Genomic DNA, 25060 nt, shown 5'->3' on the forward strand with positions numbered 1-25060 from the left:
CGCTACACCGAGGCGTTGGCCGGGATCGACGCGCTCACGCCGCTGACCGAACCGGCCGGCTGCGTCAGCAACTTCTACAAGTACATCCTGCTGCTGCCGGCCGGCGCCGACCGCTCCAGGTTCATCCGCGCGACCAGCAACGGAGCCGCAGCCGCGATATGCGGATGCGTCGCCCCCGGCAGCCGCGCGTACGTAGCCCGCCACTGCCGCTCGTCCGCTTCCCTCGCCGCCTCCGGCAGCGCCAACGAGGCTGCGTCCAGCGCCGCGAACGCCAGCGTCTGGTCGATGAACGCGTGGTAGATCCGGGCGGCTGCCTCGCCCTGGAACCCCGCGCCGTGCAGGATCCCGAGAATCGTCTCGTCCGCCGCGATCTCGTGCTCGCGCCCCGACACCCGGTTCGCGGTAAGTTGCGCAGCCTGCGGGTGCGCCAGGTACGCGCGGTGGATGGCCGTCCCCAGCGCACGCAAGTCCGACCGCCAGTTGCCGCTCGCCTGCCATCCGGCGAGCGCCTGGTGGATCAGTTCGTCGGCGATCGCCAGGACCAGGTCGTCCATGCCCGCGAAGTAGCGGTACACGGTGCTCGGATCCGCGCCGAGCGCCAGCCCGAGACGGCGCGCTGACAGCCCCTCGGCGCCGTGTTCGGCCAGCATCCGGAGTGCCGTGGCGACGATCAGCTCGTGCGTCAGCACCGTCCCGGCCTTGGTCGGGCGGCGCCGACGCCGGGCGGTCTCGGGGGTCACCGGCTTCGGGGGTATGGCGGCAGCGTAGCGCCTTACGCCAACACCATTGACGTTACCGCGCGCCCGGCGGTTCGATCCCGTCATGCGAATCCTCCTCGTGGGCGCCGGCGGCGTCGGCACCGCCGTGACCCGTATCGCCGCCCGCCGCTCCTTCTTCGAGCACTTCGTGGTCGCCGACTACGACCCCGCACGCGCCGAGGCGGCGGTGGCGGCGGTGGCGGCGCTGAGCGATGGCGACGGCACCACCGACCCCCGCTTCGTCGCGACCCGCGTCGACGCCGCCGACCGCGACGCCGTCCGCGCCCTCCTCACCGAGCACCGCTGCGACGTCCTCCTCAACGCCACCGACCCGCGCTTCGTCCTGCCGCTGTTCGACGCCGCCCTGGCCGCCGGCGCCGGCTACCTCGACATGGCGATGTCGCTGTCCCACCCGCACCCCGACCGCCCCTACGAGGAGTGCGGCGAGAAGCTCGGCGACGCCCAGTTCGCCCGCGCCGGGGAGTGGGAGAAGGCCGGAGCCCTGGCGCTGGTCGGGATCGGCGTGGAGCCGGGCCTGTCCGACGTCTTCGCGCGCTACGCCGCCGACGAGCTCTTCGACGAGATCGACGAGATCGGCATCCGCGACGGCGCGAACCTGACCGTCGAGGGCTACGACTTCGCACCGTCGTTCAGCATCTGGACCACGATCGAGGAATGCCTGAACCCGCCAGTCGTCTACGAGCGCGACCGAGGCTGGTTCACCACCGCCCCGTTCAGCGAGCCGGAGGTGTTCGACTTCCCCGAAGGCATCGGCCCGGTGGAATGCGTGAACGTCGAGCACGAAGAAGTGCTGCTGGTCCCCCGCTGGGTCGACGCGAAGCGCGTGACCTTCAAATACGGGCTCGGCGACGACTTCATCAGCAAGCTGAAGACCCTGCACGAACTCGGCCTGGACCGCACCGAACCCCTCATCGTCCCCAGCGACCGAGGCCCGGCCGCAGTATCCCCGCGCGACGTCGTCGCCGCCGCACTCCCGGACCCGGCCACCCTCGGCGACCGCATGCGCGGCAAGACCTGCGCGGGCACCTGGGTGACCGGCACCAAGAACGGCGCGCGCCGCGAGGTGTACCTGTACCACGTGGTCGACAACGAGTGGTCGATGCGCGAGTACGGCTCGCAGGCCGTGGTCTGGCAGACCGCGATCAACCCGGTGGTGGCGCTGGAGCTGCTGGCGACCGGCGTGTGGAGCGGCGCCGGGGTACTCGGCCCCGAGGCCTTCGCGCCGCGGCCGTTCCTGGATCTGCTGGTGGATTACGGCTCCCCGTGGGGGATCCGCGAGACAGCGTAGGAGAACGCGTAGGAGGACGCGTAGAGGCTCCAGAGGCGCCGCGAAAAAGGCCGCAACAAGGATCGCGCCGTTCTTCACTACTTGTCTCGCAAAACCCCAGGCGGGGCTGCAAAACCTGCCCTGAACGGTCGCCCCGCCTGGCGCCATCCGGCATATGGATCTACCTTGTGCGCTGTGACCGAGGCAGCTTCCGCACCCCGAACTGTGATCCTCACGGTCGACGACGATCCGGGCGTGTCCCGCGCCGTCGCCCGGGATCTGCGCCGCCGCTACGGCAGCGACTACCGGATCGTGCGCGCGGAATCGGGCGCCGCGGCACTCGAAGCGCTGCAGGAGCTCAAGCTGCGCGGGGACCTCGTCGCGCTGCTGATCGCGGACCACCGGATGCCGGAGATGAACGGCGTCGAGTTCCTCGAACGCGGCCTCGACGTCTTCCCGGCCGCCCGCAGCATCCTGCTGACCGCCTACGCCGACACCGACGCGGCCATCGACGCGATCAACATCGTCGACCTCGACCACTACCTGCTCAAGCCCTGGGACCCGCCGGAGACGAAGCTCTACCCGGTGGTCGACAGCCTGCTCGACTCCTGGCTCGCCGAGGACCACCGCGCCGTGCTGGAGACCCGCATCGTCGGCCACCGCTGGTCCGCGCGCTCGACGCAGGTGCGCGAGTTCCTGGCCCGCAACCAGGTCCCCTTCCGTTGGTACGCCTCCGACGAGCCGGAGGGCCAGCGCCTGCTGCTGGCCGCCGGCCAGGACCCGGACGCGACCGGCGCGGACGCCCCGAGACTCCCGCTGGTCATCGCGCCGGACGGCGAGACCCTGCTGGAACCGGACGACCAGGAACTCGCTGACCACGTCGGCCTGCGGACGACGCCGGCCGGCGAGTTCTACGACCTCATCGTCGTCGGCGGCGGTCCGGCGGGCCTCAGCGCCTCGGTCTACGGCGCTTCCGAGGGCCTGCGGACGGTCCTCGTCGAGCGCCTGGCCACCGGCGGGCAGGCCGGGCAGAGCTCGCGGATCGAGAACTACCTCGGGTTCCCCAACGGCGTCTCCGGCGCGCAGCTGACCGGCCGCGCACGGCGCCAGGCGGCCAAGTTCGGCGCCGAGATCCTGACCGCGCGCGAGGTCGCCGGCCTGGAGATGTGCGGCTCCTCGCGCCTGGTGCGGTTCGCGGACGGGACGGCGATCGGCGCGCACACGGTCATCCTGGCGATGGGTGTGGAGTACCGGCGGCTGGCGGCGCCCGGGATCGACGAGCTGACCGGCAAGGGCGTGTCCTACGGTTCGTCGCTGTCCGAGGCGCTGAACTGCGAGGGCCGGGACGTCTTCATCGTCGGCGGGGCGAACTCGGCCGGGCAGGCCGCGGTGTACCTGTCGCGGTTCGCCAAGTCGGTGACGGTGGTGGTGCGTGCCGAGTCGCTGGAAGCTTCGATGTCGTACTACCTGATCCAGCAGATCGCACAGATCCCGACGATCGTGGTGCGGTCCGAGACCGAGGTCGTCGAGGCGCACGGGGACGAGCATCTGGAGCGGCTGACGCTGCGGAACTCGGCGACCGGCGCGACCGAGGACGTGGACGCGCAGTGGCTGTTCGTGTTCATCGGCGCCGCTCCGACGACCGAGTGGCTCGACGGGGTCGTGGAACGCGACCGGCGCGGCTTCGTGCTCACCGGGCCGGACATCGCCGCGGGTGGTGGGCCGATCAAGGGCTGGACGCTGGAGCGCGCGCCTTATCTGCTGGAGACGAACGTGCCGGGGGTGTTCGCGATCGGGGACGTGCGGTCGGAGTCGACCAAGCGCGTGGCGTCGGCGGTGGGAGAGGGTGCGATGGCGGTCATGCTCGTGCACCGATACGTGGAGAAGCTGTGAGCGCCGCGGAGCGAGAGCCGGAGCCGGCCGGCGGCTCGCGCGGCACCGCGTGCGGCCCGGGCGATTTGGGCATCGGCGTGCCGCGCTCATGCAGCGTCGAGGAACTCCGCACCCTGTTCCTGTTCGAGAAGCTCGACGAGAACCAGCTGAACTGGCTGTGCGAGCACGGCACCGTCGAGGCCTTCGAGCCCGGCCAGGTGTACGCCGAAGGCGATGCGGCGCAGTGGTTCTACGTCCTGCTCGAAGGGACGGTCGTGCTGTCGCGGCGGGTCGGGGCCGACGACGTCGAGGTGGCGCGGACCTCGCAGGTAGGCGTCTACAGCGGCGCGTTCCAGGCCTACCTCGGCGACCGGGTGCAGCAGATCTATCGGAACTCGTTGTCGGTGACCGTTCCGTCGCGCTTCTTCGTGGTGTCCGCCGAGCTGTTCTCGACGCTGATGCACGAGTGGTTCCCGATGGCGGTGCACCTGCTGGAGGGGCTGTTCTTCGGCACCCAGATCCAGCAGCAGATCGTCGGCGGCCGGGAGCGGCTGCTCGCGCTCGGCGCGTTGTCCGCCGGCCTGACGCACGAGCTGAACAACCCGGCCGGCGCCGCGCTGCGAGCCGCCTCCGCGCTGCGCGAGGGCGTGGTCGGCGCGCGTGCCGATCTGAACGCGATCGCCGCGCACGGGGAGCGGGCTCCGAGCCTGGAGACGCTGGTGTCGGTGCTGGACCGTGCGACCGAGGCGGCCGCGCAGGGGAAGGCGTCGGCGCTCGGCCTCGGCCCGTTGGCGATCTCCGACCGCGAGGACGCGATGGCCGACTGGCTCGACGACCGGGGCGTCGAGGATGGCTGGCAGCTCGCGCCGACGTTCGTGCAGGCCGGGCTGGAGGCCGACGACCTGGAGCGGATCACCGGCGGCATGGACGGGGTGCTGCCGGCCGTCCTGTCGTGGCTGGCCCGGACCCTGGAGACCGAGGGCCTGACGGCCGAGATCGAGGAGGCGACGCACCGCGTCTCGGCGCTGGTCGGCGCGGCGAAGCAGTACTCGCAGCTGGACCGGGCCTCGCAGCAGGAGGTCGACGTCCACGAGCTGCTGGACAGCACCGTGACGATGCTCGCGGGGAAGATCCCGCCCGACGTACGCGTCGTGAAGGACTACGGCGCGGACCTCCCCAAGGTCCCCGCGTATCCGGCGGAGCTGAACCAGGTCTGGACGAACCTGATCGACAACGCCGTCGCGGCCATGGCCGACGGCGGCACGCTGACCATCAGCACCAGCCTGGACCGCGACCAGCTGGTGGTCGAATTCCAGGACACCGGCCCTGGCGTGCCCGACGAGATCAAGGGACGGATCTTCGAGCCCTTCTTCACCACCAAACCGGTGGGCAAGGGGACGGGACTCGGGCTGGACATCTCGTGGCGGATCGTGGTCAGCAGGCACCACGGGGATCTGAGCGTCGAGTCGGTGCCCGGCGACACGCGGTTCCGGGTTCGGCTGCCGGTGCGGTGGAACGATCAGTCCGGATCGACCTCGTAAGCATCGCGCCCCGCACTCGCGAACGTCAGCGGCTCGAAACGCTCTGCGCCACCGGCGATCGGGTCCTGAACGATCGTCGCCGTGATCTCCGCCTGCGCGCCGTCCAGGTGCGCGACGACCTCGCGGGAGTCCACGCCGCTCACGGCTATGGTCGCGAGCACGTCCGTCGAGCGTCGTGAGGCGGTCACGAGGTCGCCGGGCGTCAGCGGTGTGGTCAGCTGGAGCAGCCACGGTGCGCTCGGCAGGGAGTCGTAGCTCTGGAACCGTCCCAGGGCGGGCGGATATATCAGGGACCAGCCGGTGGACGGGACCTCCTGTGTTCGCGGCGCTGCTCCCGGCGCTGTTCGCTGCACCGTTCCCGGCGGCGCGGGATCCGGCACCGGTCGGCCGATCTGCGGCAGGACGCCGGCCAGGAGCAGCGACGCGCCGTGCGCATGCTGAAAGGTCGTCACGATGCCGGCGCCGCCGGGGCGGCCGGCGATCTCGCAGAAGACCGGTTCGCCGTCCGGGTCGAGGAAGGCCTCCAGGTGCGTGACGCCGTCGAACCGGGGCAGGCATGACAGGACCTTGGCATTGAACTCGGTCAGGCGCCGGCGCTCCGGGCCGGGGTCCAGGGTGTGCGAGCGGATCTGGCCGCCGAGCGGGAAGGACTCGTGGGAGTCCAGGTACTGCGACACCGAGGTGGCCAGCGGGGTCCCGGCGCGCACGATGCTGTCGATGTGGAACTGCCGTCCGTCGACGAACTCCTCGGCCTCGTAGCGATGCGGGCCGCGGAGCCCGCGCCTGTGCAGCGCCGCGAGCTGCTGCCGGTCGCTGATCACGTTGATGTCGAACGAGCCGCTGCCGTCCACCGGCTTGATCACGATCCGGCCGTGGCGGGCCAGGTGCGCCGAGGCGTCCCGGGGCTCGCGGATCTCGATGTGGTCCGGGACCCGCACCCCGTGCGCGGCGAAGTGCCGCTTCATGGCGATCTTGTCGCGCAGCAGCAGCGTCTGCGCGACCCCGGGACCGGGCAGGCCGAGCGCTTCGCGGAAGCGGGCCGCCGGCAGCAGGAGGCGCTCCTGCAGAGCGACCACGTAGTCGCATTCGGCGGTGCGGGCCAAGGCTTCCAGCAGCGTCGACACCGCCGTGTCGTCCTTCAGCCTCGTCGCGATGGTCTCACCGATCTCCGGTGGCAGCGGTCCGGTCCGCAACCGTGCCACGTGCCGCCGATCGGCGACGAAGGTGACGTCGTACTCGTCCGGTGCGAAGAACGGGCTGCCGTCCGCGTGGTGGTAGGCGTCGTAGTCGATGTGGCTCAGAAGGAGGACGCGTCGTCGGGCCATGGGCTGCCGCCTTTCGATCCTGTCAGGCCGTGACCGGTTCGGCCCGGCTCACCGCGTGGTAGGCCAGGATGGCGGCCAGCGCCATCGACACGGCCGCCAGCAGGAGCACGGCGCCGGGGCCGGTGGTGACCGCGATCTCCCCGCTCACCGCGGTACCCGCGGCACCGCCCAGCGACATGAACGAGCCGATCCAGGACTGCGTCTCGGCCGCCGTGCCCTCGGGGGCCAGGTCCGCGGCGGTCGCGTACAGGGCGACGAAGGTCGGGCCGAGGGCGATCCCCATCAGGGCCACCGCGACGGCGAAGACGATCTCCCACCCCTGGCTGGCCGCCGCGGCCGCGAGCGTGCCCGTGCTCAGGACGGCCAGCGTCGTCGGCAGTTTCGCCCGCTCGGCCCACTCCTTCGGCAACGCGCCGAGGACCGCGCCGCCGGCGACGCTCCCGACGGCCATGCAACTGAGCAGGACGCCGCTCATGAGCGGTGTCCTGTGCTGCTGGGCCCAGGCCGGAAAAGCCAGTTCGGCGGCCCGTACCGCGAGGAAGAAGAGCACCGCCGCCACCATCGTGTGCCGCAGCGGCGCGCTGCGCAGCGGGCCCAGGATGTGGCGCTCCCCGCCGGCCGCTTTGCGCTCGTGCGGCAGACGGCGGCTCAGCAGCAGGCAGGTGGCGACCGTGCTCATGGTCGCCGAGGCGGCCAGGCCGGCCCACGGGGCGACGGTCGAGGCCAGGACAGCCGCCGCGGTGGGGCCGACGATGAAGCCGACGTCGGCCAGCACCGCGTCCAGCGACAACGCCGTGGTACGCAGATCGCCGGTGGCCATCGAGCGCCACATCAGGCGGGTGACGATCTGGATCGGCGGGGCCGACACCCCGGCGAGCATCGCGCAGGCGACGGTCACCACGAACGCGCCGTGCGCGCGCTCGTTCGCGACCAGCCCGGCGATCCCCGCGAGGTAGAGCACCAGGGCCGGCACCATCACCGGGGTGTAGCCGTACCGGTCCATCAGCCGTCCCCGCACCGGAACCGTCACGCCCGCCAGCGCCGACAGCGACACCACCATCGCCGCCTTGCTGAAGCTCCGGTAGTGGGCCACCTCCAGCAGCAGGGCCAGGGAGAACACACCGGGTTGGAGCTTTCCAGCGACGGCCGCCACGAGGGACGGGCCGAAGTGTGGAAGCGAGAACAGCTGTCGATATGCGGAGAACGGCTTGGCGTTTCCCATTGCGGGGCTGGTCCTAACGAGGCTGGGAGGTACGGGCACTGAGACGGACCGCCACCGTCGCGGGGCGGTCCGAGTCGTCGATGAACCGGTGGGCGGCGATCACCTCCGCATGTCCTGGATCAGCGCCATGAGTTCGTTGCGCTGCGGCCCGTCCTCGTCGAACACCCCGTGGAAGGAGGTCGAGGTCATCAGGGAGCTGGTACGGATGCCGCGCATCGTCATGCACAGGTGCTCGCCCCGTCCCACGACGGCGACGTCGGGCGAGTCGGTGATCTCCTGGACCTCGTCGGCGATGCCGCTGATCAGGCGCTCCTGGAGCTGGAGTCGGTGCGCGTGCTTGTGCGCGATACGGGCGAATTTCGACAGCCCCAGAATACGGCCGTGTGCTCGGTAGGCGATGGTGATCGAGCAGTTGAAGGGCAGCAGGTGGTGCTCACACAGACTCCACACCTTCATGTCGGAGACCATGACGGTCTGGTTCTTCGACACGGATTCGAAGACCGTGTCCAGGGTGCCCGGGTCGTAGCGCGTGAACTCCCGCCACCAGCGCGCGTAGCGCCCGGGCGTGTCCCGCAGGCCCTCCCGGTCCGGGTCCTCGCCGATCTCGATCAACAGCTGACGGGCCAGCCCCTCCAACGGATCGGAGGCGGACGCTGACAGGGCCTGCTCGGCGAGCTGGTCGTTCAGGCCGATGGTCATTTCTAGGCTCCTCGCTTGTCGCCCCACGCGATGACGTGGAGACGCGTGGACAGGTTCCAGCCGCGGTCGACGACCGCGTCCGCCAGCCAGGTCAGCCGCTGCTGCAGCACCTCCGGCGAACGGCCCTCCGGCATGATCCAGACCGGTCGCAGCCCGAACTCCGCGACCAGGCCGGCGACCTCCTCCAGGTCGCCGGGATCGCGGCAGACGAACTTGAACGCGACGTCGGGGGTGTGGTTCAGGGCGTGCAACGCGGCCGGGCGGATCCGGCGCCGCAGCGGGTCCGAGGCGTGCGCGAGCTTCGGCGAGACGTTGAACCGCACCCCGGGCCGGACCAGGTCCCCGTGCGGTTCGATGGTCCCGTTGGTCTCGACTTCGATGCCGACCCCCTCCCGGGCCAGCATGTCGACGACCGGCAGCAGCCGCCGTTGCTGGCGCAGCGGCTCGCCGCCGGTGACCACCAGCAGATCGACGCGCATCGCCAGCACGGAGGCGACCACCGTCTCGACGTCGACCACCGTCAGCTCCGCGCCGGCGTCGTAGGCGATGCCGGTGTCCGACTGCCCCTGCCAGTCCCAGGTGTAGGGGGTGTCGCACCAGCTGCAGTGCAGATTGCAGCCGCCCAGACGCAGGAATCCGCAGCGGCGGCCGGCCGAGGGTCCCTCGCCCTGGACGGTGGGGCCGAACATCTCGCTGACCAGGAGCGTGCGGGCCGCCGGCGCGACCGGCGCGACCTGAGCGGCCTGAGCGCTCACAGGCCGCCAGTCCTGCCGCCGGTCCCGCTACCGGTCCCGCCGCCGGTTCCAGTCCCGGGCCGGTACTCGGCCCAGGTCTTCGGGGTCTCCGACACGCGCACGGCGCACAGCTCGGGGATCCGCGGCGCCCACTGCTCGTAGACCCAGATCGCGAGGTTCTCCGCCGAAGGGTTGCGTCCCTCCACGGCGTCGTTCAGGTGCCGGTGGTCGAGTTCGGCGTCGATCCACTTCTTGAAGTCGTCCAGCTCGCCGTAGTCGCGGACGAAGCCGGCCGGGGTCAGCGCGTCGGCGGCGGCCGCCAGCTCGATCTCGATGACGTAGTTGTGCCCGTGCAGCCGTGCGCACTGGTGCTCCGGCGGCAGGTGGTCGAGTCGGTGGCTGGCCGAGAACGGGAACTCCTTCGCGATGCGCAGCATCGGGTGTCCTTCCAAGGTCGGAGTCGGCGGTACGGTCCGCACGTCAGTCGATGACGAGTTCCACGGCGGCGCGGACGTCGGCGAGCCGTCGCAGCAGGGTCGGGTGGTCCGGGGCGTGCACCCACACGCCCACCGGGATGTTCCGGACGCTGTCGGTCGTCGGGATCTCCGCGCCGGCCTCGAAGGCCACCACGACCTTGTCCACGCCGGGGAGCTGTCCGACTTCCGTCAGGCCCTTGATCTCGACGAGCCGTCCGGGCGGGCCGTCGTTGCGGATCGCGCTGGCGCCGCCGAAGGCGTCGAACCGCACCGGCCGGGTGGTGATGGCCGGCTCCTCGCCGAGGCGGCAGCCCAGGGTCTGCTGGAGGGGGTCCAGGTCGCTGTGCGCGACCCAGTGGTCGATCATCGGGCCGCCCGGCAGGCGGGTCCCGAGTTCCATCAGGTAGGCCCGGCCGTCCCAGACCTTGACCTCGGTGTGGCTGGGGCCGAGCCGCACCCCGAAGGCGTCCAGGACGTCCCGCACGTAGGCGACGACCAGGTCCCGGTCCGGGTCGTCGTGCGGGATCTGGGCCGATTCCCAGTAAGGGAACGAATAGTCGGAGTCGTCCGGCTGCCGGTACTCCCACACGTCCACCAGATGGTGCCGACCGTCGTGGGAGATGCAGTTCACCGCCAGCTCGCGGCCCCGGACGTACTGCTCGACCAGCCAGCTGCGGACGGGCCGGCCGAAGTAGTCGAGCTCGTGCAGCGGCGGCAGGTCCTGCACGTCCTGCGGGCCGCGCAGCAACAGCGTTCCGTGAGACGCCGCGCCGGAGGTCTGCTTCAGGATCGCCGGGAAGCCGACCCGGTGCGCCGCCGGGCCGACCGCCCGGACGTCGTCGATGACCTCGAACGCGGGGATGCGGAGCCCGGCGCGCTGCGCGTTCTCGCGCATGGCGGCCTTGTCCCGGCGGGCCAGCGCTAGCTTCGCGCCGTTGCCCGGCAGGCCGAGCGCCTCGGCCAGCCGGTCGACGGTGTGCACCGCGACGTCCGAGGCCGGGACGATCCCGCGGACGTCCCCGTGCACCTGGTCCAGGGCGGACCGGATCTCGTCCAGTCCGGCGGCGTAGACGCTGACGTCGTCGCCGTCGGTGTGGTCCGGCCAGCGGTCCTGGATGTGGCCGCGGGGCATGGTGTACACCGAGACGACCGCCAGGCCCCGGTCGGCCGCCTGCTGCTTGAAGTTGACGCCCTGTCGGCCCGGGTCGAGGATCACGACGGCCGGGGGACGCGATGTCGTGGCAGAGATCTCCGTGCTCCTTGTCTCAGTGGTCTGCTCGCGCGCTCCAGCGCGCTGGCGCGGCTGCACGGCGGCGCGGCTGCACGGCGACCGCGGTCTGCTCGCGCGCCTGCCGACGCGGTGGCCGCGGGCCGCAGGCCGGTCCGACCCTCGGCGGACCCGGCCCGCAGCCCGCGACCCGCGGCCCCGGGTCAGGACCGCGCGACGGCCTGCGCGGCCTTCGCCGCCGGGTCCTCCCACCAGCGGTCGTCCCCGGTCAGCGCCTTGCTCAGATCGCGCACCGACGCCCAGGTCATGTTGAGGATGGTGCGCTGCACGCCGTCCTGGCTCAGCGGGACCGTGCGGTGCAGCGTGGTGTCTGTGCGCAGCAGGTACAGGTCGCCGGAGGCCAGGCCGTGGGTGTCGATCTTGCGCGCGCACAGGATCTCGTTGATCCGCGGATCGGTCTTGTCCCAGTGCGTGTGCGGGACGCACTGCAGCATGCCGCCGCTGGCCAGGGGCGGCATCTGCAGCGCCCAGATGAGCGCGAAGCTGTAGTCGCCCCAGTGCCAGCCGTGGGTGTCGGCCTTGAACTCCTGATGCGTGATCAGGTACCGCTCGTCGTCCGACACCTGCGGCACGATCTCCTCGCCGGTGATGCCCGCGAGGAACTCCAGCAGCACCTTGGAGCGCGACAGGCCGCGGACGAGCTCGCTGCCGGCCTCGATCTCCTCGCTCTTCACCACGCTCATCTTGCGCGGCGTGTTGCCGGTGGTGCTCAGCACCAGGTCCCGGCGCTCCTTGTGGGCCTGGATCAGCCGGTCCGCCTCGGCGTGGACGGTCTGCACGATCCCGGCCGGGATCAGCCGGCTGGTGCTGTCGAACTTGACGAACCCGTCGCGGTGGAACCGGTCGGACAGGTCGGCCACTGCTTGCGGGGTGTAGGTCTGGGCCAGGAACTCGGACAGCTGGCTCTCGACGTCGCTCAGGTTCACGGTGTGCTCTTTCTTCCTTCCGGGCAAGCTGCCGGCCGGCGCGCGCCGGCCGGCAGTGGATCGGGGTCAGTCGTTCCAGACCTGATAGACCGTGGGATCGGGGACGCCGGCCTTTTCGAAGGCCTCCTGGCGCTCGCCGCACGCCGCGCAGTGCCCGCAGTGCTCGGCCAGGCCGCGCAGGCACGTCCAGGTCTGCGTCCACGGCACGTCCAGGCTCTCGCCGAGCGTCACCACGTCGGCCTTCGTCTTCCCGGCCAGCGGTGCGAGCAGGTCCAGGTCGGGGTGCGCGTAGCCCTCGGTGGCGATGCGTTCCATCGCGATGAAGGACTCCAGGAAGGCCGGCCGGCTGTCCGGGACGGTGACGAAGTCGTCGGCCATGATGCCGATCGCCACGGACTCGGCGTTCTCCACGACGGCGACCGCGAACGCCACCGCGAGCAGCAGCGCGTTGCGGTTCGGGACGATGTTGGGGCTGCCGAACCCGGTCCATCCGCCCTCGGGGACCTCGACCGAGGCGTCGGTCAGCGAGGAGCCGCGCAGCAGGCTCCCGATCGCGGACAAGTCCGCGATCTGGTGCGGGGCCCCGAGCCGCTGCGCCGCCATGGCGGCGAAGGCGTGCTCCTTGCGGTGCCGCTGGCCGTAGTCGACCGACAGCAGGTGCAGGTCGTTGCCCGCGGTGTGCAGCTGGTGTGCCATGGTGACCGAGTCCATGCCGCCGGACACGATCGCGATGATCCTGGCCATTCGAACCCACCTCCCGGGTGTCGGGGATCGTCATGGGGGACGCGCTTGCCGGCTAGCCGTCCGAGGCCTCGGACTCCTCGTGCGAGAAGTAGCCGGTCCGGGTCTTGGCGCTGCGGGTGAGGTGCGCGCCCTCCTGGATCTCGTACAGCGAGTTGAACTCGGCCTCGGCGATCGGCAGCCGCCAGACGCCGCCCTCGCTGCGGGCCGTCGTCGCGAGCCGGCCGCGCAGCAGCTTGGCGCCGGGCTCGTTGTGCGCGGCGTGCGGGCCGTAGTAGATCGGGAACGCGTCGGCCGCGCGGTAGGCCGGGATGAAGGCCCTGCGATACCGGTCCGAGACGTTCTTCTCCGAGCCGTGCACGACCAGCGGATGCAGGAAGACGACCGTCCCGGCGGTGCCCTCGCACTCCACGAGCGTGGCCGGGTCCACGCCGACTTCCTCCAGCGAGGCGATCTTCCCTGCGAAGTAGCCGTTCTTCTCGTGCGGGAGCAGCCCGTGCCGGTGCGATCCGGCGGCCACCCGCAGGCAGGCGTTCTCGCGGGTCGCGTCGTCGAGGTAGATCAGGCACGCGACCAGATCGGTGTTGCTGTGCGGGTAGTAGGCGAAGTCCTGGTGCCACTGGACCACGCTGCCCACGCGCGGCGGCTTCACGTTCAGCTTCGAGTACTGCAGCACCACGTCGTCGCCGACCAGCCTGGCGACGGCGTCCACCAGGTCGTCGTGCACGGCCAGCTCCTCGAACACCGCGTCGCGCGAGGTGGGGGACCAGATCCGGCGGGCCACCCCCTGGTCCTCCGGCTCGGGCTCGGCGACGTCGGAGAGGTCCGGGGTCTGCAGCAGCCGGTCCACGACGTCGCGCGCGGTGCGCACCAGTTTGTCGGGAAGCAGTCCCGGTACCACGCAGAAGCCGTTCTGCCGATAGTTCTCGACGTGGGTGTCGGTGATCCTCATAATGCGTATCCCTTCCTCATCGTGAAATCCAGGCGCAACCGTTCCGCGGGCGGCGCGTGGCGGGATAATCGGACTCCTGGACACTTGCCGATGCTCACACCGGAAACCGGGGCCGGCAAGAGGTAGAAAGAGCGCGTCAAGGCATTGATAATGCTGGGATTGTGCTGCATTGTGCCGGTCCGGCTGCCGCAAGTTCCGCCCGGTCCGCACGTAGTGTCGAGTCGCGAATCTCACCCGTGGACACACCGGCGACCCCGCCGACCGCCCACTGCCGGGCGGCCGGTGTCCACGTGGTCGTCGGATCAATCGATTGCTGAGGTTTTCATGACACTCACAGTGGATGCGAAGGTCGGACAACGTACCCCGTTCGACGAGGTGGAGATCCTTGACTGCACGCTCAGGGACGGCAGCTACGCGGTGGACTTCCAGTTCGACGTGGACACGATCACCGGTGTCCTGTCCGGACTGGAGGCCGCCGGGGTCGGCCTGGTCGAACTCGGCCACGGACTGGGGTTGAACGCCGGCGAAAAGCTCGGGAAACCCAGTCTGGTCTCCGATGAACAGTGCTTCGACATTGCCGCGGCCATTCTCGACGATGCGGAATGGGGGATGTTCTGCATTCCCGGAATAGCCACGCTCGACCATCTCCGGCAAGCTGCGGCCGCCGGCATGCGGTTTGTCCGCGTGGGCGTGGACATCACCGAAGTCGAGCCGGCACAGGACTTTCTCGGCCTCGCGAAAAGCCTGGGCCTGCGGGCCTTCGCGAATCTCATGAAGACGAACGTCCTGGACCCCCGCGGGGTCGCCGAGGCGGTGCGCCGCTGCGCCGGATTCGGTGCCGACGCGGTCTACCTGGTGGACTCGGTGGGCGGCTACCTGCCGCACGAGATCACCGAGCTGGTGGCCGAGGTCGTCCGGGGCGGGACTCCGCTCGGCTTCCACGGGCACGACAACCTGGGCATGGCCAACGCCAACGCGCTGGCGGCGGCGCGGTCCGGGGTCCGCTACATCGATGTCACCCTCGACGGGATCGGGCGCGGCGCCGGCAACGCGAACACCGAGATGTTCGCCGCGGTCCTGTCGGCCGAGTCCGACCGCAGCCGTTACGACTACCGCGCGCTCAGCCGGCTGAGCGAGACCCGGATCCGCGGCCTGAAGCGGCTGCACAGCGACCGGACCTTCATGATCGCCGGCGGCCTGACCCAGACCCACTCCAGCTTCTTCCCGCTGATCACCAAGTGCGCCCTCGAGCACGGGGTGGACGTCTTCGACCTGATGGCCGAGGTCGCCCTCGTGGAGCGGATCAACCCGACCGAGGACCTGGTCCGAAACGTCGCCACGGCGCTGGTCGCCGACCCCCGGCTTCCCGTCGGGTGAGCACTCCCGTGGCCGGAACGTCGGCGACGGGAGCAAGCGGGCAACTCCGGCACAGTCACCTCTGAAAGGTTGCCCCGTGCCCGGCGCATCCGGGCCTGCCGAGGGTGGTCGGCGAGTTGGCCGCAGGGATCCGGCTCGGGCCGTGGGCGCGTTCTTGACCGGCGTGATCGTCGGCACCGTGCCCGGGGCCCGGCCGCCCTGCGGCCGCTCGCCGCTCACAGCACCGGCGACTGACCGCCGTCGCACGGCACCGCCGCGCCGGTGAGATAGGCGGCCTGCCGGCTGCACAGGAACGCGGCGACGGCCCCGAACTCCGCCGGATCCCCGTAGCGCCCGGCGGGGATGCCGGCCAGGGACTCCTGTTTCACCTGCTCGGGCGTGCGGCCCGACTTCGCGGCGCGCGCCGCGTCCACGGCCCGGACCCGGTCGGTGTCGACGCGGCCGGGGAGCAGCATGTTGACCGTGACGCCGTCCGCGGCGACCTCGGCGGCCAGCGACTTGAGATAGGAAGCCAGGGCACTGCGTCCCACCCCCGACAGCGCCAGGTCCGGGATCGGGGCGACCACGGCGCTGGAACCGACGGCCAGGACGCGGCCCCAGCGCCGCTCCCGCATCGCGGGCAGGGCCAGAGTGAGCAGCCGGTGGTGGACGGTGACCAGGGCGGTGAACGCCCGGTCGAGCTCGGCGTGCTCGACGGCCGTGATCCGGCCGGGCCCGGGTCCGGGGCCGTTGAGGACCAGGATGTCCGGCGGTCCGAAGGCCTCCTGGCACGCCCGGAGCAGGTTCTCAGGCCCCTGCGGGTCGAACAGGTCGGCCTGCACCCCGGTCGCCTTCGGCAGTTCGCCGGCGATCGCCCTGGCCCGCTCCCCGCGGCGGCCGGTCACCACGACCTCGGCCCCCTCGGCGGCCAGCGCCCGGGCGATCGCCTCGCCGAGCCCGGAGGTCGAGGAGCAGACCAGCGCGACGCGGCCGTCCAGCCCCAGATCCACAGCAGTCTCCTTGTCGGGAGGGCCGGCCCGGCGGCACCGGGTATCCGGTGCCGCCGGGCGGCGCGCGAACGTCAGGCAGTCAGAGAGGCAGGCAGTCAGGCAGTCAGGCAGTCAGGCGGTCAGGCGGTCAGGCGGTCAGACAGACAGACGGTCAGGCGGGTTGCGGTACAGCGGATCGGACCCGGTTGGTCAGGGTGCCGACGCGCTCCACCCGGGCCTCCACCTGATCCCCGTCGCGGATCACGCCCGCGCCCGGGGTGCCGGTGGCGATGACCGAGCCCGCTTCGAGGGTCATGCCGCCGGAGAAGTAGCTCACCTGCCACAGCGGGTCCCGCATCATCGCGGACACCAGGTTGGTCGCGATGACCTCGCCGTTGACGACGGTCGAGATCCGGATCGTAGACAGGTCGCCGACCTCGTCCGGGGTCACGACCCACGGGCCGAGGCTGCAGAACGTGTCGAACGCCTTCGACCAGGGGATGTAGCGCGGATTGAGGCGGATGGCGTCCTCGGCGGTCATGTCCAGGACCGTCGTGAACCCGAACACGACGCCGGCGGCGTCCTCGGGCGCGACGTCCTTGCAGGTTCTGGCGATGACCACGCCCAGCTCGGCCTCGGCCGTGACGCGCTCGGACTGGGCCGGCAGAACGATGTGGTCCCCGGGCCCGATGATGGTGCTCGACCCGCGCAGATACGAGCCCGGCATCTCCACCGGCTGCTCGACCTCCAGGTCGTCGGCGTGCCGCCGGTAGTTGAGCCCGACGCCCCACAGCTTCGGCGGGCGGCGCAGCAGCGGCCCGAACGTCGGGTGCTCCAGGCGGGAGGCCCGACGGAGCACGTCCGGATCGCGGACCGCCGCGCTCAACTCCGACCTCTGATCGGCGATGACGACGTCGTCCAGCGACGGCCCCAACTCGGTCCCCAGCAGCTTGTTGATCTCGCTGAGGAGGATCACGCCGCCGTCGACCGCGACGCCCACGTCCTCCACACCCTCGGCGATCACCGTACACAGGCGCACAGTATTTCCCTTTCGTCTTGGTGCCGGATGCCTGCTCTGATCAGCAGGTACGAGCGGCGTCCAGAACCCACTCCTGGCGGACGAACGCGCGCACCAGGTTCAGGACCCGGAACCGCATCCGCTGGCCGTCCGCCCGGACGCGCCCCACGATGAGGCCGTCCTGGCGCAGGGCCTGCAGGCCGCCCGCGGCGGCGATCCTGGACAGGTTCAGGCGGTCCGCGACCTCCTCGACGGTCCACCCGTCCGCGGATTCGGAGGATTCGGACATCGCCCGCAACAACGAGTTCTGCAGGCCGCGCTGACGCCGGGTGGCCTCGCGCGCCATGGTGACCGGGTCGAAGGATCCGGACGGGTTCGTGGCCAGGGTCTGCGGTTCGGTCCGGGACATCTCGACCACCTCGTCGAGGCTGAGGATGGCGGCCCAGGACGCGGCGGACTGGAGGGCTCCGGGAAGCCCGTCCAGCTGCGCGCACACCTCGGCCAGCTTCTCCAGTCCTTCGGGTGTCGGCGAGAAGTCTGGCCGGAGTTCGGACAGTGCTTCGAGCAGGAGCGCGACGGCCGGTTCGCAGTCGGCCCGCTCCCGGGCCGGCGGCGCGTCGCCGTCGGTGGTGAGCGGGCCGAGGAACAGGTGGTAGTTGGTCCCGACGTGGTCGGAGGAGCGCCGGGTCTCCAGGATGCTCAGGCGGGGGCACTCGCGCAGCAGCCGCCACATGGCCTCGCGGCCCACCGCGTCCCGGTCGTTGTCGTCGATGATCATCAGGGTCTTGCGGCCGTCGATCCGCCGGGCCAGCCCGGCCAGGCCGGCGGGGTTGGCCAGGTCGGCGAGGTCGGCGGTGTCGAGCCGGCTGAAGCCGTTGGCGTCGAAGCCGCTCGCCCCGAAACCGTTGGCGCCGAAGGCCCGTCCCGGGTCCGGGACGGCGCGGACCCGGAGCACCGCGGCCGCCTCGGCGTTGTGGGCGTGCGCGCCGATGGCGAGCGCGAGGTGGGTCTTGCCCACCCCGGCCAGTCCGGCGATCGTGTTGATGCGGTGGTGCTCGGACCACAGGTGTCTGAGCACGGCCCCCATCTCCAGGTCCCGCCCGACCAGCGGGCTCGGCGTCGGCGCCGGGGAGCCGTGCGGGGCGGCCATGACTCCCCCGGCGTTCTCCCCGGCGGCGGCCAGCTCGAAGTCTGTCTTCTCCTGCGCGGTCAGCCTCAGGACGTCGGCCAGCAGCCGCACCGTGGTGACCCTCGGCCGGGAGACCTTGCCCATCTCCAGGTTACGAATCGCTCGCACGCTGATCGTGGACAGTCCGGCCAGGGCGTTCTGACTGAGCCGCGCGCGATTGCGGTAGCGCTGGAGCTGGCGCCCGAAATGGTCGTTCCGGACGCTGTCCGCGAGCGGTCTCCTCCCCATGGGTCGTGACGGACTCGGTGGGTGGCCTGACATCTGGGCGGCGTCGCAGCCGGCAGGCTCCTCCCGCATGATCGCAGTCACCGTATAGTCCCCCGCTGCACATCGAAATCGGTCGACGTCCCGATCATGCAAGACTCGGCTATCCGTCGGGTATCGGCGTGATATCCGAAAGCGCACAGTGCGGCCGAAAGCGCACGTGCGCGCCACTATGTGGCGGTGGCTCGGATACCGGTGGGAGCCAACACCCGACAACGCCGGCATCGGCTCTCGCCGATGACCGCGTCGGCGAGGTGGGACCGGGGGTTGTCGGCGTCCACCTCGTCGGCCGGATAGGCGGCGAGGGACTGCTCGAACCACTGCTTGGCCTTGGCGGAGTCGCCCATGAGCAGGGCACGGTGCCCGAGCCCCTCACAGGCCCGCGCGATACAGCTGGACAGCTGCCGCCGCCTGGCGAGCACCAGGGCGTTGGTGAGGACCGTGTCGGCGTTTCCGGTGTCGGACGCCACGAGATAGGCCTCGCCGAGCGCTATGAGGGAGATGCACTCCGCTTCGTAGAACCCGTGGGAGCGGGCCAGCGCCAGGGCGGTCCGTCCGGCGGTGAGCGCGCGCCGGACGTCCCCGTCGGCGCTGTGGGCCTCGCAGATACCGGCCTGGACCAGCGTCTCGGCGATGGCGGCCCCGCTGGTGCGGGCCGCCGTCAGCGCCCGGTCCAGGGCCGGTCCGGCACCGGTCCGCCCGGCACGGAGGTCCAGCAGCCCCAGATTGGCCATGGCCTTCGCGGACATCAGCGCCAGCCCGACCTCCTGGAAGCCGGCCAGGGCTTCGGCCAGGTGGGTACGGGATTCCTCGAACCGGCCCAGGTGCGAGCACACGACGCCCAGGTTGTTCCGCAGGTGGGAACGCACTGTCAGATCGGCGCCGGCTTCCACACTCATCGTGAGCGCCGAGCTGTAGCTGTCGTAGGCCTCCCGGAGCCGGCCGTCGTTGAGCAGCACGACGCCGAGATCGATGAGCTGGTACAACACGGCGGACCGGTCGCCGCGCCGTTCGTTGATGGCGATCGCGGCCTTCAGCAGGGTTCTGGCTTGTTCGTGCCGCAAGTGTTCGCGGTGGGCCAGCGCGGCGCCGTGCAGGCAGAGCGCTTCCCCCGGCTCCGAGCCGATCGCCTGCGCGATGGCCAGCGCTCCTTCGAGAAGCCGCAGCGAGTCGCCGGAGTAGTTCATGTGTCGCAGATAGGGCTGGAGCAGGCATACCAGCTGCCAGCCTCGGGGGGCCGCGTCACCGGCCACCGCCGCTCTTGCGGTTTCTAAGAGATTGGCGTGTTCTGCTCGGAAGAGGCTGAGCGCGTGGGTCGGCGACCTGGCCGAGGGGACCTCCGGTCCCGGATGCTCGATGACCGGCAGGAACCGGAACGGGCCGCGCGCGAGCTGGCTGCCCCAGGCGGCCGCGCACCGCTGATAGTGGTCGATGAGACGGTCCCGGGCCAGGCGGCGGTCGGCGACGGCGTCCTGTTCCTGCGTGAGCCGGGATGCGTGGTCCTGCACCAGATCGTGGAGACGGTAGCGCCGTGGGTTGTCCTCGATGATGAGGTTGTCGTCGAGCAGCGCTTCCAGCTGTGTGCGCGCCTTCGGTTCGGACGTCGCCATCAGTGCGGCGGCGGTCGAGGCCGTGATGTCCGTCCCCGGGTTCAGGCTCAGGGCGCGGAAGAACCGCTGGGAGTCCGGCGGCAGATGGAAGTAGGAGACGCCGATGGCCTTGGAGACGCTTCGTCCGTCGCCGTCGAGGAACTCCACCCGCCGCTGCCGGTCGCTGAGTTGCTCGGCCAGGTAGGCGACGCTCCAGCTGCGGCGGTCGCGGAAGCGGGCGGCGGCGATGCGGATGGCCAGGGGCAGGCAGCCGCAGAGTTCGACGACGCGGACCACCGCGGCCTGCTCCTCGGCGCACCGGTCGGTTCCGGCCACCTTGGTGAACAGGCTCGCGGCCTCGTCGGTGGGCAGGGTGTCCAGGACCAGCGACGCGGCGCCTTCCAAGGCCACCAGCCGCCGCCGGGAGGTGATCAGCACCAGCGGCCCGCCGGCCCCGGGCAGCAGTGGCCTGACTTGCTCGGAGTCGAAGACGTTGTCGATCAGCAGGATCGCCCGCCGCCCCGCCATCCGGGAGCGCCAGACGGATGCCCGCTCCTCCAGATCCAGGGGGATCAGCTCTTCGGACAGGCCGTTCTGCCGCAGGAGGATTCCCAGGGCCGCTTCGGGCGAGAGCGGGCCGACACCGGCGGTGAAGCCCCGCATGTCCACGAAGTACTGACCGTCCGGGTAGTCCTGGACCACGCTGTGGGCGAAGCTGACCGCGAGCGCCGTCTTCCCCACGCCTCCCATGCCGCTGATGGCCGACATGACGAGCGAGGCGGCGCTGGTCTGCTGGCTCTCCTCTATCAGACGCCTGAGTTCCCGGCCGCGCCCGGAGAACTCCTTGGGCACGTGCGGGAGGAACATGCGGTTGCCTTCGGCCTCCGCCTCGGGCGCCGTCGAGGCTTGCGCCGAAGCGGCCGGTGTCGTCGAGGGCGGGGCGGGATTCTCCGTCGTCACGGCCAGCGTCACGGCCAGGGGCTGGTGGCCTTTGAGGATGTCGCGGTGGAGTTCCTGGAGGTCGAGGCTCGGGTCCAGGCCGTACTCCTCGGCCAGGAGCTGGCGGCCCTGGTCGTAGGCCTCCAGGGCTTCGACCTGGCGGCCGGTGGCGTGCAGGGCGATCATGAGGCTGGCCCGAGGCGCCTCGCGCAGGGGGTGCTTCTCGACGAACTCCACGAGTTCGGCGATGGCCGATTTGGCGTCTCCGGCCCGGACCCGCAGGGCGAGTCGCTGTTCGGCGGCCAGGGCGCGCTCCTCCTCCAGGCGGACGCTGAAGTTCTTGAGATGTTGGCCTTCCAGGCCGGCCAGTGCCGAACCGCGCCACAACCCGCACGCCTGGGTCAGGTAGTCGATCGCCTGGGGGAGGCGGTTCGCGTCGGCCGCCGTCTCCGCGAGCCGGACCAGCGCCCGGAACCGCGCCAGGTCCAGGCACTCGTCCGCGAGCTCGATCCGGTAGCCCAGCGGCGCGGTCGCGACGGTGATGCCGTCGACGTCCGCCAGGCGCTGTCTCAGGACCCTGACGGCGTTGTGCACCTGCTGCCTCGCGGACTGGGGTGCGGTCTCCCACAGGACGTCCACGAGCCGGTCTGTGGAGACGACGTTGTTGGCGTTCAGCAACAGCATGGCGGCGAGCCGGCGCGAGCGGCCTCCGCCGAGGGGGACGACGGCGCCCCGGGACCTGATCTCCAGCGGACCGAGTAGCCGTACGTCCGGTTCCACCACGTCTTCGGTCCCCCGGGTCCCCATTGGATATCCGCCGGATATCGCAGTAATAGATCGCGTACGTAGGCTACCGTGGGTCGCCGATCTGGCGCCCTCCGTTATTCCCAGCGGATCTTAAGCGCTCAAGGAGAAGATCTGTGCGAACCGTGCTCATCGGTGTCGTGGCCGCTGTGTTGCTCGTGGCCGCGGCGTCGGGGCTGGGCTACTCGGACCGGCCTAAGGCGAACGCCTACCCTGCCGTGGACGTGTGCAGCGCCTGCTTCCGGTGACCACCCGCGCCACACCCGGGCATGCGCCCGACGGGGCCGCCGCCGCGCAGGGATTCCGGGTCACCGTATGCGTTGCCGCCGCTCTGATGATCGCCTCCCTGGTCCAGTTCCTTCCGGCGCGTACCATGCCGCGCCCGGTGGTTTCTGAGGGTTCTGCGATGTCGGTTCTGTGGCCGCAGGGGTGGAACTTCTACGCTTCCGAGCCAACGCAGACTGCCGTCGTCGCCTACCGGGTGGGTGACGGCGGCGGCCTGACGGCGGTCACCGTCCGGCAGATGTCGGCGCGGACGGATCTAGGGCTGAGCCGCGCGGGATCGGCGCAGCTTGTCGAGCTCGGCAATATCAGCGCCGGGCTGCCTCGGACGGCTTGGCAGGACTGTGTCGGTCTCGATCCGCAGGTCTGCGAGAGCAGGACCCTGACTCGCTCGCGGAGCTTCTATCGGGACGCTACGTCGCATGCCACGTTGTGCGGGCACACGCTGATCGCGGTCGTGGATCCGGATCCGGGGCGGTTGCCGAACGGGTGGGGGATTGAGGAGTGCGCGAACGTCTACGTGGAGTGTGCCGCCTGACGCACGCCCGGTTGGTCACGACGGCGAGTTCCTTCGACCCGCGAACCAGGGTTCTGGCACTGTCCCGGTCGTTGGTGGCGCTGGCCCAGCTGGTGGTGCTGGCGGTGTCGCCGGACCGCACGCTGTTCGCGTACCGGCCTGATCTGCCGGATGGGATGCGCTGCGACGGGGTGCGTCGGCTGACGCTGTGGTGTGTGAGCGGACCGAGCCCGGATGGGATGACTTGCGCTCGCGTCGTCGCGATCACGGTGTTGCTCGCCGCCGCTATCGGTTGTGTTCCGCGCTGGGTGTGCGTCCCGCACTGGTTCGTGACCGCGAGTTTCAACGCGAGCCTCACGCAGCCGATCGGCGGCGACGCGGCGGCGACTGTGCTGACGCTGCTGGTGATACCGATGCTCATCGCCGACAGGCGCGTTTGGCACTGGTCGACGCCGGTCGCTGAGCTGCCGCCGGTGTGGCGCGGTAGCGGGTACGCGGCGTGGTTGGTCCTGCGTCTCCAGATCGCCTTGATCTACGTCGACGCTGCGGTGTCGAAGTCGGCCAACCCGGGCTGGCGCTCGGGGCGGGCCATGTATTCGGTGTTCACCGATCCGTATACCGGATTAGCTGGACCATTTCGCAAAGCAGCGGAACCGATTCTTTCTTCAGGCGTGGCAATCCATGCGCTCACATGGGGAGTATTGGTTACGGAGTTCGCTATCGCCGGTTGCATGCTCGGCTCGCGGCGCGCGCGAAAGACGGCGGTCGTGCTGGCGGTTCTGTTGCACTCGGGCATCGCGGTGCTGATGGGCCTTGTCGGCTTCGGGCTGACGATGATCGCCTTGGTTGGGCTCGGCTCAGGCGGGCGGCGCGAACACCTCGGCCAGAAGATCGCCGCCGGCCTCGGGGGCACGGACTTCCAGATGCAGGGCCGGGCCGTCGAAGTGGAGGCGGAAGTCGAAGAACGCGCAGCACTGCTGCTCGGCGACGGCCAGCACGGCAATCGCGGCGGCGCGGTCGGCCGGGAGGGTCAGCCGCAGGCCCTCGGGGATCGGCGCGCGGGTTGCGCCGACGAGGGCGACGCGCCACTCGTTCGCACGCTCACGTAGGCCGTCGGCGGGGAGGGTGCATGCTACGGGGGCTTCGCGCCAGCGCTCGGATTCGGAGGGCGCAGGGGTGTTGGCGTGGGTAGCGCTGTTGGCGCGGCCAGCGTTCTCGGCACGAGCAGCGTTGTCGGAACAGGCTGCATTGTCGGCACAGGCAGCACTCTCGGCACAGGCAGCATTGTCCGCGCGAGCAGCATTGTCGGCACAGGCAGCGTTGTCGGCGCAAGCAGCGCTGTCGGCAGGGGCTGCGTTGTCGGCACGGCCAGCGTTGTCGGCACAGGCAGCACTGTCGACGCAGCCAGCATTCCCGGCACGGCCAGCGTTCTCGGCGCAGGCAGCATTGTCGGCGCGAGCAGCGTTCTCAGCGCGGCCAGCATTCTCGGCGCAGGCAGGGTTGTCGGCGCGGCCAGCGATCTCGGCGCGGCCAGCGTTCTCGGCGCAGGCAGCATTGTCGGTGCAGGCAGCATTCTCGGCGCGGGCAGCGTGCTCGGCGGGCGCGGCGTTGTCGGTGCGCGCGGCCGTCGCAGCGTGCGCGGCGTGCCGGTTGGTGAGCAGCGGCGCGGCAGCGCTCGTCGAAGAGCGAGCGGGCGAGGCCGGAGCGAGGAAACTGCACTCCGGGCCGCAGGGCTCGTCGCGGTCCGGCAGCGCCTCCAGGTGTGCCAGGGCCCCGCGCAGGGTCGCGCTGAAGGCGGCCGCCTCTGCCGCGCGCTGCTCGGACTCGGCCAGGCGGTGCGCGATCCGGGGGTTCAGGTCGGCCTTGACCTGCGCGCAAGCCCCGGACTCCCACACCGCCAGCAGCTCGGCGACCTCCTCCAGCGGCAGGCCCAGGTGCTTCGCGGCGTCGATGAACTCCAGGCGGCGCACCGCCTCCTCGCCGTAGATCCGGTAGCCCGCGTCGGTGCGGTCGGCGGACAGGAGGCCGGAGGTCTCGTAGAAGCGCAGCGTGGTGGCCGGGACGCCGGTGCGCTCGGCCAGCTGCGAGATCCGCATCGTGCTCATACCTGGACCGTAAACCTTCGAGTCGACTCGAAAGTCAAGCCTGCGGCTGCGACGAGTCAGCTGAGTCAGGCGAGTCAGCCGAGTCAGGCGTACAGGTCCTCGGGGCGGATCGCGATCGCGCTGACCGTGACGGTGCCGCTGTGGCGGAAGCGGAGCGTGAACGTGATCTGCTGGTCGGGGCGGAGG

Annotated in this window: 21 protein-coding genes and 1 pseudogene; 7 read left to right on the top strand and 15 right to left on the bottom strand. The window is 70.8% G+C overall.

Annotated elements, in window-relative coordinates; genetic code table 11:
* Window positions 1-74: 74 nt before the first annotated feature.
* Complete coding sequence (locus GWK61_RS34295; RefSeq protein WP_323747886.1) at window positions 75-740, bottom strand: TetR/AcrR family transcriptional regulator; 666 nt, start codon at window positions 738-740, stop codon at window positions 75-77.
* An 82-nt stretch (window positions 741-822) separates the two neighbouring features.
* Between GWK61_RS34295 and GWK61_RS34300 the strand changes: the two genes are divergently transcribed.
* The 3 genes from GWK61_RS34300 to GWK61_RS34310 all read left to right on the top strand — a co-directional run bounded on the left by GWK61_RS34300 (window position 823) and on the right by GWK61_RS34310 (window position 5459).
* Window positions 823-2067, top strand: a complete 1245-nt coding sequence (locus GWK61_RS34300) for a saccharopine dehydrogenase family protein (RefSeq protein WP_194915853.1) — start codon at window positions 823-825, stop codon at window positions 2065-2067.
* A gap of 174 nt (window positions 2068-2241) precedes the next feature.
* Entirely contained in the window at window positions 2242-3939 is a 1698-nt protein-coding gene (locus GWK61_RS34305) for an NAD(P)/FAD-dependent oxidoreductase (RefSeq protein WP_194915854.1), read from the top strand.
* 71 nt (window positions 3940-4010) lie between these two features.
* A complete protein-coding gene (locus tag GWK61_RS34310; protein ID WP_194915867.1) occupies window positions 4011-5459 on the top strand; it encodes an ATP-binding protein in 1449 nt (482 codons plus the stop codon).
* Here the strand turns inward: GWK61_RS34310 and GWK61_RS34315 are convergent.
* The 9 genes from GWK61_RS34315 to GWK61_RS34355 all read right to left on the bottom strand — a co-directional run bounded on the left by GWK61_RS34315 (window position 5438) and on the right by GWK61_RS34355 (window position 13822).
* Window positions 5438-6784, bottom strand: coding sequence for an ATP-grasp domain-containing protein (locus GWK61_RS34315; RefSeq protein ID WP_194915855.1), 1347 nt, complete (start codon window positions 6782-6784; stop codon window positions 5438-5440). The two genes, GWK61_RS34310 and GWK61_RS34315, sit on opposite strands and share 22 nt — an antisense overlap.
* A gap of 22 nt (window positions 6785-6806) precedes the next feature.
* Window positions 6807-8006 carry an MFS transporter gene (locus tag GWK61_RS34320; RefSeq protein WP_194915856.1) on the bottom strand — a complete coding sequence of 400 codons (1200 nt, stop codon included), beginning with the start codon at window positions 8004-8006 and terminating at the stop codon, window positions 6807-6809.
* 99 nt (window positions 8007-8105) lie between these two features.
* A complete protein-coding gene (folE, locus tag GWK61_RS34325) occupies window positions 8106-8705 on the bottom strand; it encodes a GTP cyclohydrolase I (RefSeq protein ID WP_194915857.1) in 600 nt (199 codons plus the stop codon).
* Between the two features lie 2 nt (window positions 8706-8707).
* Window positions 8708-9460, bottom strand: coding sequence for a 7-carboxy-7-deazaguanine synthase QueE (locus GWK61_RS34330; protein WP_323747888.1), 753 nt, complete (start codon window positions 9458-9460; stop codon window positions 8708-8710).
* Window positions 9457-9876, bottom strand: a complete 420-nt coding sequence (locus GWK61_RS34335; protein WP_194915858.1) for a 6-pyruvoyl trahydropterin synthase family protein — start codon at window positions 9874-9876, stop codon at window positions 9457-9459. Before GWK61_RS34335 ends, GWK61_RS34330 begins: the two co-directional genes overlap by 4 nt.
* Before the next feature lie 43 nt (window positions 9877-9919).
* Window positions 9920-11131 carry an ATP-grasp domain-containing protein gene (locus GWK61_RS34340; RefSeq protein ID WP_323747889.1) on the bottom strand — a complete coding sequence of 404 codons (1212 nt, stop codon included), beginning with the start codon at window positions 11129-11131 and terminating at the stop codon, window positions 9920-9922.
* Window positions 11132-11346: 215 nt separating this feature from the next.
* On the bottom strand, window positions 11347-12129 hold the full coding sequence (locus GWK61_RS34345) for a HalD/BesD family halogenase (protein WP_228563416.1): 783 nt from the start codon (window positions 12127-12129) through the stop codon (window positions 11347-11349).
* A gap of 66 nt (window positions 12130-12195) precedes the next feature.
* Window positions 12196-12873 (bottom strand): 7-cyano-7-deazaguanine synthase, encoded by a 678-nt coding sequence (locus GWK61_RS34350; RefSeq protein ID WP_194915859.1) that lies wholly within the window; start codon window positions 12871-12873, stop codon window positions 12196-12198.
* A 52-nt stretch (window positions 12874-12925) separates the two neighbouring features.
* Complete coding sequence (locus GWK61_RS34355; protein WP_194915860.1) at window positions 12926-13822, bottom strand: phytanoyl-CoA dioxygenase family protein; 897 nt, start codon at window positions 13820-13822, stop codon at window positions 12926-12928.
* Window positions 13823-14146: 324 nt separating this feature from the next.
* On the opposite strand from GWK61_RS34355, the gene GWK61_RS34360 reads away from it, so the two are divergent.
* Window positions 14147-15199 carry a hydroxymethylglutaryl-CoA lyase-like TIM-barrel protein gene (locus GWK61_RS34360; RefSeq protein ID WP_194915861.1) on the top strand — a complete coding sequence of 351 codons (1053 nt, stop codon included), beginning with the start codon at window positions 14147-14149 and terminating at the stop codon, window positions 15197-15199.
* A gap of 215 nt (window positions 15200-15414) precedes the next feature.
* Here the strand turns inward: GWK61_RS34360 and GWK61_RS34365 are convergent, their stop codons facing one another.
* The 4 genes from GWK61_RS34365 to GWK61_RS34380 form a co-directional block, all read right to left on the bottom strand.
* Window positions 15415-16188, bottom strand: a complete 774-nt coding sequence (locus GWK61_RS34365; RefSeq protein ID WP_194915862.1) for an SDR family oxidoreductase — start codon at window positions 16186-16188, stop codon at window positions 15415-15417.
* A gap of 151 nt (window positions 16189-16339) precedes the next feature.
* Entirely contained in the window at window positions 16340-17206 is an 867-nt protein-coding gene (locus GWK61_RS34370; RefSeq protein WP_323747890.1) for a fumarylacetoacetate hydrolase family protein, read from the bottom strand.
* 40 nt (window positions 17207-17246) lie between these two features.
* Entirely contained in the window at window positions 17247-18602 is a 1356-nt protein-coding gene (locus tag GWK61_RS34375; RefSeq protein ID WP_194915863.1) for a helix-turn-helix domain-containing protein, read from the bottom strand.
* Window positions 18603-18808: 206 nt separating this feature from the next.
* Window positions 18809-21973, bottom strand: coding sequence for an AfsR/SARP family transcriptional regulator (locus tag GWK61_RS34380; RefSeq protein WP_194915864.1), 3165 nt, complete (start codon window positions 21971-21973; stop codon window positions 18809-18811).
* A gap of 113 nt (window positions 21974-22086) precedes the next feature.
* Here GWK61_RS34380 and GWK61_RS58830 point away from each other — a divergent pair, with 113 nt between their 5' ends.
* From GWK61_RS58830 to GWK61_RS34390, 3 genes and pseudogenes are all read left to right on the top strand, one after another.
* The gene (locus tag GWK61_RS58830) at window positions 22087-22218 is read left to right on the top strand and encodes a hypothetical protein (protein ID WP_267254429.1); all 132 of its coding nucleotides are present in this window, start codon (window positions 22087-22089) and stop codon (window positions 22216-22218) included.
* Between the two features lie 125 nt (window positions 22219-22343).
* Window positions 22344-22790 carry an SdpA family antimicrobial peptide system protein gene (locus GWK61_RS34385; RefSeq protein ID WP_267254430.1) on the top strand — a complete coding sequence of 149 codons (447 nt, stop codon included), beginning with the start codon at window positions 22344-22346 and terminating at the stop codon, window positions 22788-22790.
* Window positions 22778-23605, top strand: a pseudogene (locus GWK61_RS34390) (sporulation-delaying protein SdpB family protein); the annotation flags it as partial. The gene GWK61_RS34385 and the pseudogene GWK61_RS34390, both read left to right, overlap by 13 nt.
* 21 nt (window positions 23606-23626) lie before the next feature.
* Here GWK61_RS34390 and GWK61_RS61585 read toward each other — a convergent pair.
* Window positions 23627-24874 (bottom strand): MerR family transcriptional regulator, encoded by a 1248-nt coding sequence (locus tag GWK61_RS61585; protein ID WP_228563417.1) that lies wholly within the window; start codon window positions 24872-24874, stop codon window positions 23627-23629.
* Between the last annotated feature and the right edge of the window lie 186 nt (window positions 24875-25060).

This window comes from Catenulispora rubra, from assembly GCF_015356825.1.
GTDB lineage: Bacteria > Actinomycetota > Actinomycetes > Streptomycetales > Catenulisporaceae > Catenulispora > Catenulispora rubra.